A 15,571-nucleotide genomic window follows, 5' to 3' on the forward strand; every position below is an offset into this window, starting at 1 on the left:
AGCGCCACTTTAAATATTATTGCCAAGATATTCCCATATTTTTAAGGACTAGAATGAAGAGAAAAATTAAAAAGAGAAAACAAATAATTGATATATAATGTTCACAGAGAAAATCAGAAACGCAAAATACAGTAGAATAGCGCTGATACTAATGTTCATGGCATTAGCCATAAGCGTATTAGTGCTAGCTGACGTAGTTTATTATTATAAAGGTGTGATAACTGCTACGGTATCCCAGGCACCACTAACCTTTTTCCCAGGCCCCAATGGTTACGTACCACCCTACATAGCAACAAGTATAACGCCAACAGGGTTCTCATTAACAATACAATTAACCAACGCCTCATATGCCTATTACTACCAAGTGCTTGGGATGAACGTGTACTCCTGGTGCTGGCTCTACGTAACTAACGTAACAGTAAGTAATGAATTAATAAATAACCTGTGGCTATACATAACAACACCACAAAACCAAACATACTGCATACTGCCAGTAATTTACAAGGCAATGCCTACACCATTACAAACCTATCAATCATGTACAGCAGGCTATTGGAAAAACCATGCCTCAATACCACCATGGTCCTCACAATACCCACCAAATGAAACCCTTGGCTCAGTATTCACTGCATTAAACCAATACTGCACTGAACTAAGCAACTACACACTGCTCCAGTCGCTATACTTCCCAAGTGAAGGTCCATATAAACCAAGTAGTTATTGTGGTAAGGTTGAGCTATTGCTATTTCAGGCGGTTACTGCACTTGAGAATTCCGCCACAATGAATTACCCATTAACGTCAGATGAAGTCATTACAATGACTAATAATGCCATATCAAGTACTAACATAACAGAAGTTACTAATTTACAGAACTACTTTAATCAGCTAAATGAGGAGTATGAGTATGCCTGCTCACCAGGATCTCATTACGTAATTATACCACCAACAACTGGATGCACATTACAACCAGGTACGTACTATATCTCTGTGTTTGTTCAACCAATAATTCCGCTATATATTGGACAAAGTGAATCAATAGATTTTTATTTAGCATGTAATGTTGTTAATAATGAATCAATACCATTACCTCCAGTTGCAGGTTAGTTCTTGATTATGTTCATTTTCTAAAACAATGAAGAATAAATATTACTAAAAATAAATACCTAATTTATAAGAAAAGTTTAAAAAGAAAAACTTAACATATTAATTGTATGAGAACATTTAAAATAAATGGAAAAACAAGAAAATACCTACTAATAGCAGCGATAGCTCTAATGTTGATCAGTGTTGTTGCACTAGCTGATGTGATCTATTACTATAAGGGTGTAATAACGGCCTCAGTATCTCAAGCGCCACTAACCTTCTATAGCGGTAAGAACTTCACGTATACGACGCCAACGGGCACCACATGCACCGTACCATTAAATAGCTATGCAGGCAATTACGCGAATTTCACAGCGACATCCCAGGGATTCACCGCCAAGATACAACTTACTAACGCATCATATACCTACTTCTACCATGCACTTGGATTACTTGCTAATACGCCAGGCTGGATATACATAACTAATGTTACAATTAGTGGCACACCAATAATTGAGCAGTTAACAATAGTTATTCAAAATGCATATACTGGGCAGTCCGTCTGTAGTTTCACGATAATAGCAAATGCAGAACCAATACAAGGAACAACTAATGCCTGCGCATTGAATACAGGGCCTTATCTCATATCAGTAATAGCTCAACCAATAGCGTCGTTAAGTACTGGCGAATCTGAAACAGTGACACTATACTTTGGTTACAATATTATGAGTAATGCGACAGTTCCATTACCACCAATTAGCGGTTAGTAATTTGGTTGATTAAAATGACCCCCTTCAAAACCTTTATTTTATTGTCCATAATCCTAACATTAATAGCTCTCATAATAACCTATGGCGCGGTTAAATTCACATCAAGTATACACCCGGCAACCATGATCACACCGTATGTAGATGTTGAGAATACAACAGTATCGGGTGAAGGTCTAATCGTTAAGCTAGTTATAATTAATGCAACAGGTAATATAACAATCACGGGAGGATACGCAAGTATCCTTGAAACAGGACAATCAGCACAATTAAGTACCATTGGGCCTCTAACTCTTGAAGCAAAGTACCCGTTATTACCTCAATATGTTAACCTAAGTACCATAGGAATTAAGGGCTTGGTTAGTGGAACGTTTTATGGCGACCCAATGTACATAGGCTTCTTCCTGGTTGCACCAATAAGCGTGAGGATTAATACCTGGATAAGTAATGTGGAGTATAGTGATTGCATACTCAATATATTGATTTCATACTCAACGCCAGTACCAATTATGATAAATGAAATATCAAACATTACCCTAGTAGATGATACTCAATCATCATATGTATTTTATGTAATTGGTAACATTCCATTATCAACATACATAACCCCTGGCATTAACAATACAGTCATTACGATTAACCTAGGCACTATTCCGAATGCCAGGGTTTTCTCCTGCTCATTAGTGAACGGTCATACCTATACCCTATACTTACCGATTAGTGTTACCTATGTTTACCCAACCATTAATATGACGTCGCAGTTAACGTTATATAGGGTATTCATAACTGGTGGTTAGTGTGAGGCTAGAAGTTATCATTCAATTGATTATTGCATTGATATTCGTAATCTCTTGGTTCTTAGCACCGCTTTGGTGCTTAAGGTCCAATATATATACCCAGGAATTAACACCACTCGGCTTCTCCATAATCTTCCTAGGCCATAAGTACTTCCTAATCCTACCAAATTCAATTGCAGCACTTATCTATGTGATTACTTCAGCATTAATACCAATTGCCTGGAGAAATAGCAGGTATTCCCTCTACCTATCTCTATTCACGTTATCACTAGCCATTATGTTAATAATCACAGTATTCATCTTCCAGAGTAGGTACTTATTCTACGGTGGTTATTCGGTGCTTAGTACGGAGACCGGTTACATGTACATTAGAATACCATATACCACGTACTTTGGAATACCATTATACATATTGGTATTCTTAATCATAGTAACTTCAGTAAATGCAGTAACTAGGGCTAGGTGGATTACTGTGAGGAGGATGACAATCATTGAGGAGACATTGCTAATGGTGAGGTCTGAAGGCCCCATCAATGCAATTAGGAAAGCTCTGGATAGGATTGGTATTCAGTATTCAATAATTAATAATGCATTGATTATTGGGGATATGGCAATTACGGCAAGTAATACGGGAAGACCTGAAGGTGTTAAGGAATACTTATCATTTACAGATAAAGGTTTCATTTACTTTGATGGATCATCGATCACGGAATTAAGTACTGAACAGGGAATAATACTGGCCATCTCCAAAGCGCTTATTAAAGGTAAACCAGGCAAACCATTGGCGGGTGAATATGCGTAAGCTATTTTTAATAATCATGATACTGGTTATGGCGTTAATAGCCCTAGCAAGCGCTGTATATTATAAATACGTAACGACATCAATCAATGTAACAAACCCACCAATTAGTATAGAACAAGCTCAATCTCAGTACATAAGTAATTTCATAAATAGACCAACAGGTCTTTACATAAGTGCTTCAATTAGTAAATCAGTAATTATTTACGTTAATAATACGGGAACCATAAACATAACCCTGGCAAGGGTAATCATTACACGCCCAATAGCAGTAGAACTTAACATAAATGCGCAGGAACCAGTGCAATTAACATTAATGATACTTAATGCAAGTAATGCTTTGGTAGCGATGTACCCTAATGATACGATCTTTAACCTAAATCCTGGTAATTACATCATTATTGAGGAGATACGATTACCAATGAACTTCACGGGAATGACAACAGTAAGTGGAACATACATTGTTATGATTAAAGGAGTTGAATTTGTATACAACCTCAACGAGGATATCAATATTACCAATTAACGTATCATAATCACTTTTGCGCATTTTATACTCTTTAATTTAAAAATTAGATTTATAAATATCAATTATTATTGGAAATATTCCGATTATATTATTATTTTATAAAATATTATTTCAATAGTAATAGAAATATTTAAATACTAGGAATAGAAAGTAAAATAATTGTGAAAACAATATTCATGGCATTGATACTGGCATTAATAATACTCGCCATAGCTAACGTAATGGCCTCAGCACAACAACAGCACTATTACCATTTATTTAATATTCACATTCAATTAACCAACGCCTCATATATTTATTATAATGACGCCGAAGAGATAAACATCCCACAGACTGAGATAATTAGGCTCGTGAATGTTTACTACCTTGGCAATGGCATTAATAATGCCTGGCTGTATATCCAAAGACCTGATGGCCAATATGTGGCAATATTACATGTAATAAATAATGGAGAATCCAACACGGATTCAAAGGAAATTCTGCTAACGCCAGGTAACTACTACATATCCATACTAATACAACCAAGTCCTGTGGTTAATTATAGCGATAATGCCACAATAACTATATACTTCATAATTACACACAGATAAGGGGCCTGTTCACAATTATTATTCTCACGAGTTAGTAATTTAGCCTTAAACAATACACAGCAGTAATGACAAGTAATTATGGGTATTTTGAGCAATTTAATGAAAAAATGGCCAGGATATATAGACTTCTAGATACGTTATTATTATGGGGCTATAGAATAACGGCAAATACACTTAGGAAGTACGTGAAACCACCTGCAAAAGTGCTCGAAGTAGGACCTGGCACGGGTAGGTTAGCCAGCATATTAAGTAATAATGGTTATTACGTAGTTGGCGTTGACGTAAGCCTACCAATGCTTAGGCAGGCCAGGAGGTTTTGGAGACCTGACTTTGTTAACGCAGGTAGTTGGGCATTACCAACCATACCGGAGAGGTTCGATGCAGCTGTAGCTATGTTCACATTGCATCACTGGGGCGACCACACATCATCCATTAGGAATATACGTGACTCGTTGAAACCCGGCTCAGTATTCATAGTTGTTGAGGCCGATGCCGATAGAGTCAGGGCATTAGGGGATCATTCATGCAATGAAAAATGCCTAACCAGTGTATTAACTCCTTACTTTGACATTAAGTTCACTAGGTCGTTCCCATTAATAATTGCAATCGGCAGGAGGCTAAAGTAATTAATTAGGTGAGGATTTAATAATGAATGAGCGGTGTATACGTCAGTAAATTAAAGAAAAGAACGCTAAGCATGCTTAACTCTATGTGAAGTCCATTTACTTTGAGCTGTTCAGATCCAGGATTAGGGGCCATGGCATTAGGGAGTTAACAGGACCTTAGTGATTTAGTCCGTGAATTGAAGAATTTCATAATCGATAATAGGGATATCCTGATAATGCCTGAGGAGGTATATACCAAGGATGAATATGGTGAAATTAACCACGACATTAATGACGTATCTAATGGAGTTATTGAGGTTAAGGAGGAAAATTAAGTGAAGCAACCATTCCTTAGGTAATACCATATAATGCCTATTGACGAGCCTTCAACAATCATTACTGATGATGCAATTGCGATATTTATTAATGATGGAGGATCAATAACCGTTGTAAATAAGGAAAGTAATAACGCAAGACCCAATTGGGCCGCTGCAAGAACCTTAAGTAATCCCTTATTTGTGGCTTTACACCCTATGCTCTTCCTTAATTGTGTTGTAGCCTCCATAGGTCTGCCTCAAGATTCAGTTTAGTATGGCAATATTTAAGTGTTGCAACTCGTTGAGGAATACGTTAAATACCCTCTCATTAATATAGCATGTGGTTTCATTAGACGATTTAAGCAGCATCATTAGGGATGTTAGGAGTTTAATTGATGATGCCATAATAATATATAGAAGGATTCGCTGGTCAATGATTAGGTTTGCTAATAATGAACCTACGATAGCAAATAACTGGGTAACTCACGAGACAGCGATATACATTGCCAAGTCAAAGAGGTATTTAACGGCGTCACTCTCAATTGCCGACATAAATATTATTAAGAATAAGGTCTATGAGTTAATTAAGGAGTTAAGTAACATACCTGAGGATGAGTTCTATGTACCATTAACCCACGGCGAAAAGCCAAGTCAACTAATTGGTAAGTATGATAATAGGATTGAGAGAGAAACCGACAAGTTAATTGATGGATTAAATGATGCAATTCAAGCATCACTCGGTGAAGGTTCACAGAGGAATGCCGGTGCAATGACATTTGGTGTTGAGGAGCGTTACTACGTTGATAGTGCTGGACTTGAGCTTGAGGATAGTGCATCCTTCGTGACACTCACAATTAGGGCCTTTATTGATGATTTAACTGCCACGTCAGTGTCTATATCTAATACTCTGGATGGGTTTAAACCAAGAATTGCGGGTGTCGAAGCAGGTCACTTAGTAAGGCTGGCCAAGGATTTACCCGAGGAGAGAGTAAGTAGTGGTAAGTATAATGTGGTTCTTGGTCCGTTGGTATCGGGTCATTTATACGGTGTAATGATGGCTATGTGGTTTAATGCATATTCCGTAATAACTGAAATGACAGGAATATCTAAGAGTGATATTGGCAATTCAATAGCTAGTGAGAGACTATCAATAACTGACCTATCGAATGACCCAAATGCATTTGGGTCTGAGTCCTTTGATTACGAGGGTAATAAGGCGATGAATGTGGAAGTTATAAGGAAGGGCGTGCTCACTGGGTTATTGCATAATAATAGGACAGCTGTTAAGTTCGGCACAATCAGCACAGGTCACGCGGTTGGTAATTGGTTAAGGCCTAGGCCAAGGCATGTTGCGATAAGCACAGGGCGATTGTCCAATGATGTTGAGGCTATAGCGGTGGAGCTTGGTAATGGCATTGTAGTTACTAATAATTGGTACACGAGGTTCCAAAACGTTAAGGAGGGCGTATTCTCGACCGTAGTCAGGGACGCAGCCTTCCTTGTTAGGAATAATAAGTTAAGTGCTAGGGTACGTGGATTAAGGATTGCGGATTCCTTCAGGTCATTACTTAGGAACTTCGTTGACTCAAGTAGGGAGGCTAGGCAGGTTTATTGGTGGGATTCACCACTACCCGGCACTGCACCGTACGTATTAATCAGGGATTTAAATATATCGAAGGGCGCTAGCGCGGAGCCTTAAAAACCCTAACATTAGTTACCCTGAATGTGGGTCCGCCTAAATAGACTGGTACCCCCTGCTCTGGGTTACCTTTGCCGCAGGTTCCTGGGTAAAACCTGAGATCATCAGCAACGGCATCCACATTACTCCATAGTGTCTTCGTGTCAACCTCAATGAATGGTTCCCTAACCATGTACTTCAAATCCCCATTCTCAATATAGTAAGCTTCAAATCCACCATATCTACCAAACCAGCGTTTATCATCAATATTCCACTCCGTGTATGAAGCAATGTATAAGCCTCTCCTCGTCTCCCTAATTAATTCCTCAGGCTTCCAATTACCTGGCGCTAGGTACGTATTCGCCATCCTAGGTATTGGCTCCTTATCAAACTCACTAGCCCTTGCTGCGGCATTACTTGTTAACCCAATGTACGATGCATACTCCCTATTCATCAGGAATTCATTAATTACACCATTCTTAACTAAGAACCTCGGCCTAGCAGTGACTCCCTCCTCATCGACTAGGTAGAAGCCATAGCTATTGGATATTGTTGGGTCATCAATTATCGTGACTAGGTCACTACCAATCTTGTAACTGCCCAGGTAATCCGGCTTGGCGTACGACTCACCGGCCTCGGCGCCTTCCCTACCCATGATCCTGTCCAACTCCAGTGGGTGGCCTATGCTCTCGTGAACCATTATGCCAGTTAGCTCGGGACTTAATACTACATCCATAACATCGTCATTAGGAAGCGACTTAGCTTCATCAAGTACGTCCTTAATGGTACTAACCTCCCTATCAACCTCATCCTCAACATTGCTCAATACCTCAAAACCACCAGATCCACCGAACTCAACATTCCTCTGAGCACTACCCCTCTGTGGGTCATAGGCTATTAATGATCCGAATAAGTAAACTCTAGGTATCCTGCTCCTTACATAAGCTCCATCGCTAGTAACAAGGACTTTCTCGGTAATGGTAGTGCTGAGGAATAGATTCCTAACCTTAATCCTAGGATCGGCCCTAGCATGAGAATCAAGCTCACTTAAGTACTTAATTAGGTATTCATTGGTTAAGTCCTCAACCTTAAACCTCTGGTTAGCATCATACGTGACTCTGGCGAGTTTTTCTTTGCCAATAGTTATCTTCCTCTTCCTGAGCCTAGCCACAGACCTAGCCAGGGACATGGCTCTACCCACGGAATCCCTAACTGAGTCCCAATCTGTATTGCTTGTGGCCGCGAACCCCCACATTCCATTAACCAAGACCCTAATTGAAACACCACCATAGGAGTAACTAGACAATGACTGAAGTACACCATTCCTAACATTGATGAACCTAACGGTATCAACTTGGTACCTAACCTCGGCATATGAAGAGCCACTATTCAGGGCTAGATCAAGGGCCTTGGTAATAGTATCCTCAGATAGGCTCATTAGCATAAGACTTTTGCCTGGTTTTATAGATATTACGTACTGTTTCTATTACCTAGGTTCCTGCAGAGCATGTTATAGTAAGTATTTGGTTGTGGAATATCTCTTATGATAATTACCTTGTTGTCATGTAGGACCAGGTATATTGAACCGCAGTTAAAGTGTTTGGCGAGTATGCCCTGGGATATGAAACAATCAATTATTTCCGTAGTATTTATGGACCTAACTCCTATTAATCCTCTTATGATTATATGGTCCTCATTTATACAATACTTATGTATTCTTTTCCATAGCATATACGCGCCGAGTAATACGTACCATAGAATCACAAAGATTATGTAATTTATAATCTTTGATGGTACTATATCGAGGAATAATGAGAAGATCATTAATATTATTGTGCCTTTAATAAGTGTCTTCATTATCTCAGGTTTAATGCAATTATCATAATTTGGCATTTAGACATAGTTAATGAAGTAAGACTTTAAAAATATTGAAATCATATATTAAATCATTAAATATGGCACTTCTTGAAGTTAGGAATCTAAGTGTGGCCTACAGGACTCCGCTTGGTATTGTTCATGCACTTGAGGACGTGACCTTTAATATTGATAGGGGTGAGTCATTGGCAGTTGTTGGTGAGTCTGGAAGCGGTAAGTCAACACTGGCATTGGCTGTGGCTAGGTTATTACCGCCAAATGCAGTATATGTTAATGGATCCATAATATTTGATGGTTTGGATCTATTGAACATGAGTAATGACGGTATTAGAAAAATAAGAGGCTCAGGCATATTTATGGTATTTCAGGAACCGGCAACTAGCCTAAACCCTGTATTTAAGATCAAGGATCAATTATTGGAAGCGTTAAAGGTAAGATATGAGAGAGAGGATAATAGTTTTGATGAACGTAAGGCCATTGATGAAATAATGAGAGTACTGAGAGACGTTAGGATGACTGATCCTGAGTTAATAATTGATAGATATCCTCATCAATTATCTGGTGGGCAAATACAGAGGATTATGATAGCTATGGGATTACTCATGAGGCCCAAGTTATATATTGCTGATGAACCTACATCGGCACTTGATGTTACTGTACAAGCACAAATACTTAAGTTACTTAAGGATTTGAAGAGGGATTATGGTATTTCAATCCTGTTTATAACCCATGATATAGCGGTTGCATCAATAATAGGTGATTCAATCATGGTATTATATGCCGGTCAATTAATGGAACTAGGAACCATGAAAGATATTATCTATGAACCAAGGCATCCATATACACAGGCATTGCTGAACAGCATACCTAGGGTAAGTAAGGCTGAGGGTAAATTACCAATGATAGGCGGTTCCGTACCCAACCTAATGAATCCACCAACAGGATGTAGATTTCACCCAAGATGCCCAAATGCTAAGGATGTATGTAGTAAGGTAATTCCAAACCTTGTTAGAGTAGGTAATGTATACGTGAGGTGTCATTTGTATGGTCAATGATGTGATCATAAGGACTGAACACTTAACCAAGGTGTTTTTAGCTAAGAATTACGGTATAATAAACAAGATCTTAATGGAAAAGCCCCTCTTTGTTAGGGCCGTGGATGACGTGAATATTGAAATCATGAAGGGGAAAACAACGGCACTTGTGGGTGAATCTGGAAGTGGAAAAACAACACTGGGCAGGTTATTAATCACACTTGAGCATCCCACATCAGGTAAGATATACTTTCACGATATTGATATCACAAACGTAAGAGGTAGGAATTTGCAAAACGTAAGGGCAAGGTTGCAAATGGTGTTTCAAGATCCATATTCAAGCCTTAACCCAGTAATGAGAATTAAGGACATAGTAGGAGAACCACTAAGAAATAGGGGCGTTAAGGGTAAGGAGCTTGACGAGACAGTGGCTAAGATAATGCATGAAGTTGGGTTGGATTACTCATCATTAGCTACAAGAAGGCCAAGCGAACTATCAGGTGGTCAAAGACAGAGGGTTGCCATTGCAAGGGCTTTAATTACCAATCCGGAGTTCGTGGTCCTTGATGAACCAACCTCAGCACTAGATGCCTCTACGCAAGCTCAAGTACTTAATCTATTACTCGATTTGCAACAGCGCCATAACCTAACATACCTACTAATAACTCATAATATAGCTGTGGCCAGGTATATGAGTGATATCTCGATGATTATGTATATGGGTAAGATCATGGAAATAGGAGAAACTGGAATAATCCTTAAGGAGCCACTACATCCGTATACGCAGGCACTTATAGAGTCAGTACCCGATATAGCCAAGCCAGATTTAAAGCCGCCAACAGGGGAGGTTGGTAGCCTCGTTAATCCACCAAAGGGATGCAGATTTTACCCAAGATGCCCATTCAGAATGGATATTTGCAAAGAAAAGGAACCACCTATGATAAAAACAGAGAAGGGCATTAGGGTTTCGTGTTGGTTATATGTAAAGAAATAATTCCATATAATGTTCATATGATAAATTGTATTTTTTCACACGGAAATAGATAATAGTGTAATAACCATTTTATAATTGAATTGAACATGGAAAACTTAAAAACTAATTAATAATTATAGTTAGTAATATGATGAGAAAAGGTCTATCAAAAAGCGCGACAGTAGCAATTGCAATAATTATAGTGATAATAGTGATTGGTGTGGCGGCCTATATGTTATATAAACCACCCACCAAGGTCTCAAAACCCGTCACGCCTTCGAATGTTACAACGGTTACTCCAACGACGACTACCACAGTAACGCCGCCATCGAATAATACACTGATTGTTGCAGAGACTACACCACCAGATAGCCTAGACCCAGCAATAGCTGCATACACTCAGGACATGGAGGTATTATATTCATGCTATCAAACACTAGTGATATTTAATGGCACGGACCCATCGACATTCCTACCATCTTTAGCCTACAACTGGACAATATCCAGTAATTACCTTAACTGGACCTTCTACATAAGGCAGGGAGCTTATTTCCAGAATGGCGATCAAATAAATGCAACAACGGTTTGGTTCAGCATCTATAGGTCAATAGTCATGAACCAATTTGGCGCATTCAATTTCCTCGACTTGCTATACAACGGGACAACGGCCAGTGTGACTGGATATGCTACTCCCTGGGGTGTTTGTCGTGCTATGGAGCAGATCTTTGGTCTTCAGTTCCCGAACCCACAGACCAACCTAACTGGTTATGAGGAGGAGTGTGCCTACGCCCTAGCCAATGTACTAAGCAACTTTAATGTGCATAATCAATCAATAGTGGAACTAATGGAATACCCAGACCAGGCAGCAGTGGTTAAGGGACCATATGAAATACAATTCAACCTGCTAGCGCCATATTATGACTACCTAGGCGTAATGTCTGGTTCCTGGGCGATGATCGTTGATCCAACATTCGTTGATCAAAATGGTGGCGTACAGCCAGACTCAACAACATCCTATCTAAGCACAAACATGCTTTGCAGTGGGCCATATACACTTAAGCAGTACATACCTGGTGAGGAAATAGTACTAACGGCTAATCCAAATTACTGGGCTGCAAAGAACCCACCAAACTTCATGCTTACGCCAGCCCATATTCAGAATATAGTCATTAAGTACTACACAAGTTTTGACGAAGAAATATTAGCATTTAAGACAGGATCTGCACAAGCGATAGATCCCAGTCCACATGAATCACCACCACCAATATATTTATCAACGGTTTTATCAATACCAAACGTAGTCATGTATGGACCTGTTTGGTCAGGGGGTGATGTATTCCTAGTATTTGACACACAGAGATACCCATACAACTTAACTGTGGTGAGGGAAGCCTTTGCATATGCAATTAATACCACAGAAATAATAGACACGGTATTAAAGGGATTTGGCGCGCCATACCTAGGTCCAATACCGCCATATCCACCTAATCCATACTACAACCCAGGTAATTTACCGCCATATCCTTATGATCCAAATAAGGCAATTGAATTATTGGCAAGTGCCGGATTCCAGCTTACATTACCAAATGGGACTGTGATAAATCCAAACGGTAAGCCATTAACTGTGCATTTATGGTACATAAGCACTGACTTAACATTCACACAAGAGGTTCAAATGATACAGCAAATGCTCAGTAACATTGGTGTCAATGTAATACTTGAGGGCGTACCAGTGAGTTACTTGGTTTCTGCCATGGAGAATCCGCCAACATCTCCGCAATATCCAGGTTTCTTCCTGCTTGATTGGTTCCCAGATTGGTGGGATCCTGTGGCTCAGGAGGCTTGGTTCATACTTAACGTCGACTTTGGAGGTATTTCCGGTAATGAGGCTTGGTATAACAACTCGCTGGTTAATACTCTAACCACAGAGGCAGTATTTACGACAAATATAACACAGAGAGTCGGGCTTATGGAACAAATCTACGCTCAGGTATATAAGGATGTGCCATATATATGGTTATACGAACCGGCATTCTATGGTTTTACGTATAAATATATATGTGGCGTACTGGTTAATCCATTGATAACTGGATTCTACTACCCAACAATGTACTTCTATAATGGAACAGGTACTTGTATAAACTACACACCAATATATACAACAACGAGCAGTTCATAGTCAATTTATCTGTAAGTGAGTTAAACTTAAAAATTAATTATTATTTTTTGTAATAATGGGTCTTGCATCTTTTCTAATTAGGAGAAGTATAAATATGGTCATTACTGTGCTTGGTGTGATTTTCATAATGTTTATAATAACTCATGTAATAACTCCAAATCCGGCAGTTGCGTGGGCAGGTCCACATCCTGTACCCTCAATAGTTGAGGCAATAACTAGGGAGTATCACTTGAATGACCCTGTTTATGTTCAATTCTACTACTTTCTAGTAACTGTACTTCAAGGGAATTGGGGTGAGGATCCCATGTACCATCAACCAATAATACAGTTAATAGACGTTTACTTCCCAAGGACTCTTGAACTTACGATATTTGCCATGATCGTAATAGTAATAATAGGTATTTTAACGGGCGCTATAGCTGCTGTACATAGGAATACACCAACGGATTATACAATTAGGGCATTCTATCTAGTAACTTGGTCAATGCCACCATTCCTTGTTGCAATGCTTCTCCAATTAGCAATAGCATATGGATTGAAACTCTTGCCAGCCACTGGGTTAGCAAATCCATTATTATCTCCACCAAAACCAATAACCGGTATGCCCACGATTGACGCATTAATTGAGGGTGATTGGATATACTTCTGGTCAAGCCTTAGGCATCTAATTTTACCGGCTACTGCGCTGGCTCTTGTGGCATTTGGTATAATATCAAGACTCATTAGGAATGGTATGATCGACATTGCTTCAAAACCTTTCATAAGAACAGCAATAATGAAGGGACTTAGGGAAAGAGACATTGTTTTTAGACACATGCTAAGGAATGCACTTATACCGGCAATAACAATTCTAGCATTAACATTTGCTTCATTACTTGCAGGAGCGGTTGTTATTGAGGACGTATTCTCATGGACAGGAATGGGATGGCTACTAACACAAGCCCTTTACCAGCAGGATTACCCCTTAGTAATGGCTGGAACATTTATAGTAGCCATTGGTGTAGTCATACTAAATTTAATAGCCGATATACTATACGCCATTGTAGACCCTAGAATAAAACTTGAGTAGTGACCTAGCATGACTATTCAAGTTATTATCTCAAGAGAACGTAAACCTTCAGCACTGAGATTATTTATGACTTACATGATCCATAATCCACCAACACTTATTGGCTTTATAATAACGGTAGTATTCTACGGCTGGGCAATAATAGAAGGAGCCCTACAATTACTAGGTATGGTCCTCCATAATCCTGCACTTGGATGGTCACTACTACCCTATAATCCCTTTGCGGTTAAATACGTTGCTGCCTTTAAACCGCCATCTATTACTCATCTATTCGGTACTGACAATCTAGGTAGGGACTTATTCAGTGAAATACTCTATGGTACACCAACCGAAGCATTAATATCAATCCTTGTTGTGGGTTCAGCAGTTCTCATAGGAGGCTTAATAGGTATGATTTCTGGATATTTCGGCAAGTATGTTGAAGAAGCTGGCATGAGAGTTACTGACATGTTTTTGGCATTTCCAGCAATAATCCTTGCACTTGCTGTAGAGGCAGCCATAGGCAGAGGCGCCATAAATGCAGCAATAGCCCTAATGGTTGTCTGGTGGCCAACCTATGCAAGGCTCTTCAGAGCTGAGACTCTTAGAGTGAAGACGCAGTACTTCATCGATGCTGCAAGGCTTTCAGGCTCAAGCACAATAAGTATAGTATTTAGACACATATTTCCAAATGTATTAACACCGGTCATTTCCTACGCAACAATAGACTTGGGAAACGTAATACTGTCATACTCAATAATAAGCTTCCTCGGTTTTGGTGTACCACCACCATACCCAGAATGGGGTAGATTAGTGTCAGAGGGATTTCAATACTTCCCAGCACCAGCATGGTGGTACGCAATAATACCTGGAGTAGTAATAACAATAGTAGTAATAGGACTTGCACTACTCGGTGATGGAATATCAGAGTACATAACAAGCGGTGGTATAACAGCGTAAGTCATGTAAAGCAAAAATTAGTAAGGATGTCCTTCATCGAGTCTCAAGGTCTAGGGACTCATTCATAAGCCTAAATTAAAATGAGTGATACGAATTTATTTGATTTCTTAATGACAAGTAAATATTGGTATAAGACTTATACAACTTCTCACTCGCCTGAACAACATCACCCCTATCAACAAAGCCCAAGCCCTCACCAAACATAACTAAAGCTAACTCGGCATGGGCCTTGGCAGCGTCAGAAGGATCAATATTAAGGCTCACCACCAAGGCGTCAATAACGTAATCAATGTCCAAACCTCTCCTCCTAAGCGCCTCAACTAAGCCTCAGGCAAC

The 15,571-nt window shown here is 39.3% G+C and carries 17 protein-coding genes; 13 read left to right on the plus strand and 4 right to left on the minus strand.

Annotated features, from left to right (window positions below):
• Positions 1 to 97 precede the first annotated feature (97 nt).
• The 7 genes from ACP5L5_RS10535 (at position 98) to ACP5L5_RS10565 (ending at position 5,192) form a co-directional block, all read left to right on the plus strand.
• Complete coding sequence (locus ACP5L5_RS10535; protein ID WP_428763638.1) at positions 98 to 1,105, plus strand: hypothetical protein; 1,008 nt, start codon at positions 98 to 100, stop codon at positions 1,103 to 1,105.
• Positions 1,106 to 1,212: 107 nt separating this feature from the next.
• Complete coding sequence (locus ACP5L5_RS10540; RefSeq protein WP_013605535.1) at positions 1,213 to 1,851, plus strand: hypothetical protein; 639 nt, start codon at positions 1,213 to 1,215, stop codon at positions 1,849 to 1,851.
• A 44-nt stretch (positions 1,852 to 1,895) separates the two neighbouring features.
• Positions 1,896 to 2,648, plus strand: coding sequence for a hypothetical protein (locus ACP5L5_RS10545; RefSeq protein WP_428763640.1), 753 nt, complete (start codon positions 1,896 to 1,898; stop codon positions 2,646 to 2,648).
• Position 2,649: 1 nt separating this feature from the next.
• On the plus strand, positions 2,650 to 3,450 hold the full coding sequence (locus ACP5L5_RS10550; RefSeq protein WP_428763641.1) for a hypothetical protein: 801 nt from the start codon (positions 2,650 to 2,652) through the stop codon (positions 3,448 to 3,450).
• Entirely contained in the window at positions 3,443 to 3,973 is a 531-nt protein-coding gene (locus ACP5L5_RS10555) for a hypothetical protein (RefSeq protein WP_428763642.1), read from the plus strand. Before ACP5L5_RS10550 ends, ACP5L5_RS10555 begins: the two co-directional genes overlap by 8 nt.
• A 164-nt stretch (positions 3,974 to 4,137) precedes the next feature.
• Positions 4,138 to 4,566, plus strand: coding sequence for a hypothetical protein (locus ACP5L5_RS10560; protein WP_428763643.1), 429 nt, complete (start codon positions 4,138 to 4,140; stop codon positions 4,564 to 4,566).
• A 65-nt stretch (positions 4,567 to 4,631) separates the two neighbouring features.
• Entirely contained in the window at positions 4,632 to 5,192 is a 561-nt protein-coding gene (locus ACP5L5_RS10565) for a class I SAM-dependent methyltransferase (RefSeq protein ID WP_428763645.1), read from the plus strand.
• A gap of 310 nt (positions 5,193 to 5,502) precedes the next feature.
• Here ACP5L5_RS10565 and ACP5L5_RS10570 read toward each other — a convergent pair whose 3' ends face one another.
• On the minus strand, positions 5,503 to 5,736 hold the full coding sequence (locus ACP5L5_RS10570; RefSeq protein WP_428763646.1) for a hypothetical protein: 234 nt from the start codon (positions 5,734 to 5,736) through the stop codon (positions 5,503 to 5,505).
• Positions 5,737 to 5,828: 92 nt separating this feature from the next.
• Here ACP5L5_RS10570 and ACP5L5_RS10575 point away from each other — a divergent pair, with 92 nt between their 5' ends.
• The gene (locus ACP5L5_RS10575) at positions 5,829 to 7,187 is read left to right on the plus strand and encodes a metallopeptidase TldD-related protein (protein WP_428763647.1); all 1,359 of its coding nucleotides are present in this window, start codon (positions 5,829 to 5,831) and stop codon (positions 7,185 to 7,187) included.
• Here ACP5L5_RS10575 and ACP5L5_RS10580 read toward each other — a convergent pair.
• Positions 7,171 to 8,604, minus strand: a complete 1,434-nt coding sequence (locus ACP5L5_RS10580) for a TldD/PmbA family protein (protein ID WP_428763649.1) — start codon at positions 8,602 to 8,604, stop codon at positions 7,171 to 7,173. The two genes, ACP5L5_RS10575 and ACP5L5_RS10580, sit on opposite strands and share 17 nt — an antisense overlap.
• 32 nt (positions 8,605 to 8,636) lie before the next feature.
• Positions 8,637 to 9,059 carry a PH domain-containing protein gene (locus ACP5L5_RS10585; RefSeq protein ID WP_428763651.1) on the minus strand — a complete coding sequence of 141 codons (423 nt, stop codon included), beginning with the start codon at positions 9,057 to 9,059 and terminating at the stop codon, positions 8,637 to 8,639.
• A 62-nt stretch (positions 9,060 to 9,121) separates the two neighbouring features.
• On the opposite strand from ACP5L5_RS10585, the gene ACP5L5_RS10590 reads away from it, so the two are divergent.
• From ACP5L5_RS10590 to ACP5L5_RS10610, 5 genes are all read left to right on the plus strand, one after another.
• Entirely contained in the window at positions 9,122 to 10,096 is a 975-nt protein-coding gene (locus ACP5L5_RS10590) for an ABC transporter ATP-binding protein (protein ID WP_428763652.1), read from the plus strand.
• On the plus strand, positions 10,086 to 11,069 hold the full coding sequence (locus tag ACP5L5_RS10595; protein WP_428763654.1) for an ABC transporter ATP-binding protein: 984 nt from the start codon (positions 10,086 to 10,088) through the stop codon (positions 11,067 to 11,069). The genes ACP5L5_RS10590 and ACP5L5_RS10595 overlap by 11 nt, the downstream gene beginning before the upstream one ends.
• Before the next feature lie 127 nt (positions 11,070 to 11,196).
• Entirely contained in the window at positions 11,197 to 13,227 is a 2,031-nt protein-coding gene (locus tag ACP5L5_RS10600) for an ABC transporter substrate-binding protein (protein WP_428763656.1), read from the plus strand.
• A gap of 55 nt (positions 13,228 to 13,282) precedes the next feature.
• Complete coding sequence (locus tag ACP5L5_RS10605; protein ID WP_013605548.1) at positions 13,283 to 14,296, plus strand: ABC transporter permease; 1,014 nt, start codon at positions 13,283 to 13,285, stop codon at positions 14,294 to 14,296.
• 9 nt (positions 14,297 to 14,305) lie between these two features.
• Positions 14,306 to 15,235, plus strand: coding sequence for an ABC transporter permease (locus tag ACP5L5_RS10610; RefSeq protein ID WP_428763658.1), 930 nt, complete (start codon positions 14,306 to 14,308; stop codon positions 15,233 to 15,235).
• Between the two features lie 75 nt (positions 15,236 to 15,310).
• Here the strand turns inward: ACP5L5_RS10610 and ACP5L5_RS10615 are convergent, their stop codons facing one another.
• Positions 15,311 to 15,532, minus strand: a complete 222-nt coding sequence (locus tag ACP5L5_RS10615) for a PaREP1 family protein (RefSeq protein ID WP_428763659.1) — start codon at positions 15,530 to 15,532, stop codon at positions 15,311 to 15,313.
• Positions 15,533 to 15,571 lie beyond the last annotated feature (39 nt).

It is taken from the genome of Vulcanisaeta sp. (assembly GCF_049966235.1).
Lineage (GTDB): Archaea > Thermoproteota > Thermoprotei > Thermoproteales > Thermocladiaceae > Vulcanisaeta > Vulcanisaeta moutnovskia.

Excerpts from the sequence above, each read along its gene's own strand:
- ACP5L5_RS10535 (WP_428763638.1), top strand. The coding sequence starts at position 98 with ATGTTCACAGAGAAAATCAGAAACGCAAAATACAGTAGAATAGCGCTG.
- ACP5L5_RS10540 (WP_013605535.1), top strand. The coding sequence starts at position 1,213 with ATGAGAACATTTAAAATAAATGGAAAAACAAGAAAATACCTACTAATA.
- ACP5L5_RS10555 (WP_428763642.1), top strand. The coding sequence starts at position 3,443 with ATGCGTAAGCTATTTTTAATAATCATGATACTGGTTATGGCGTTAATA.
- ACP5L5_RS10565 (WP_428763645.1), top strand. The coding sequence starts at position 4,632 with ATGACAAGTAATTATGGGTATTTTGAGCAATTTAATGAAAAAATGGCC.
- ACP5L5_RS10570 (WP_428763646.1), bottom strand. The coding sequence starts at position 5,736 with ATGGAGGCTACAACACAATTAAGGAAGAGCATAGGGTGTAAAGCCACA.
- ACP5L5_RS10580 (WP_428763649.1), bottom strand. The coding sequence starts at position 8,604 with ATGAGCCTATCTGAGGATACTATTACCAAGGCCCTTGATCTAGCCCTG.
- ACP5L5_RS10585 (WP_428763651.1), bottom strand. The coding sequence starts at position 9,059 with ATGCCAAATTATGATAATTGCATTAAACCTGAGATAATGAAGACACTT.
- ACP5L5_RS10590 (WP_428763652.1), top strand. The coding sequence starts at position 9,122 with ATGGCACTTCTTGAAGTTAGGAATCTAAGTGTGGCCTACAGGACTCCG.
- ACP5L5_RS10595 (WP_428763654.1), top strand. The coding sequence starts at position 10,086 with ATGGTCAATGATGTGATCATAAGGACTGAACACTTAACCAAGGTGTTT.
- ACP5L5_RS10600 (WP_428763656.1), top strand. The coding sequence starts at position 11,197 with ATGATGAGAAAAGGTCTATCAAAAAGCGCGACAGTAGCAATTGCAATA.
- ACP5L5_RS10605 (WP_013605548.1), top strand. The coding sequence starts at position 13,283 with ATGGGTCTTGCATCTTTTCTAATTAGGAGAAGTATAAATATGGTCATT.
- ACP5L5_RS10610 (WP_428763658.1), top strand. The coding sequence starts at position 14,306 with ATGACTATTCAAGTTATTATCTCAAGAGAACGTAAACCTTCAGCACTG.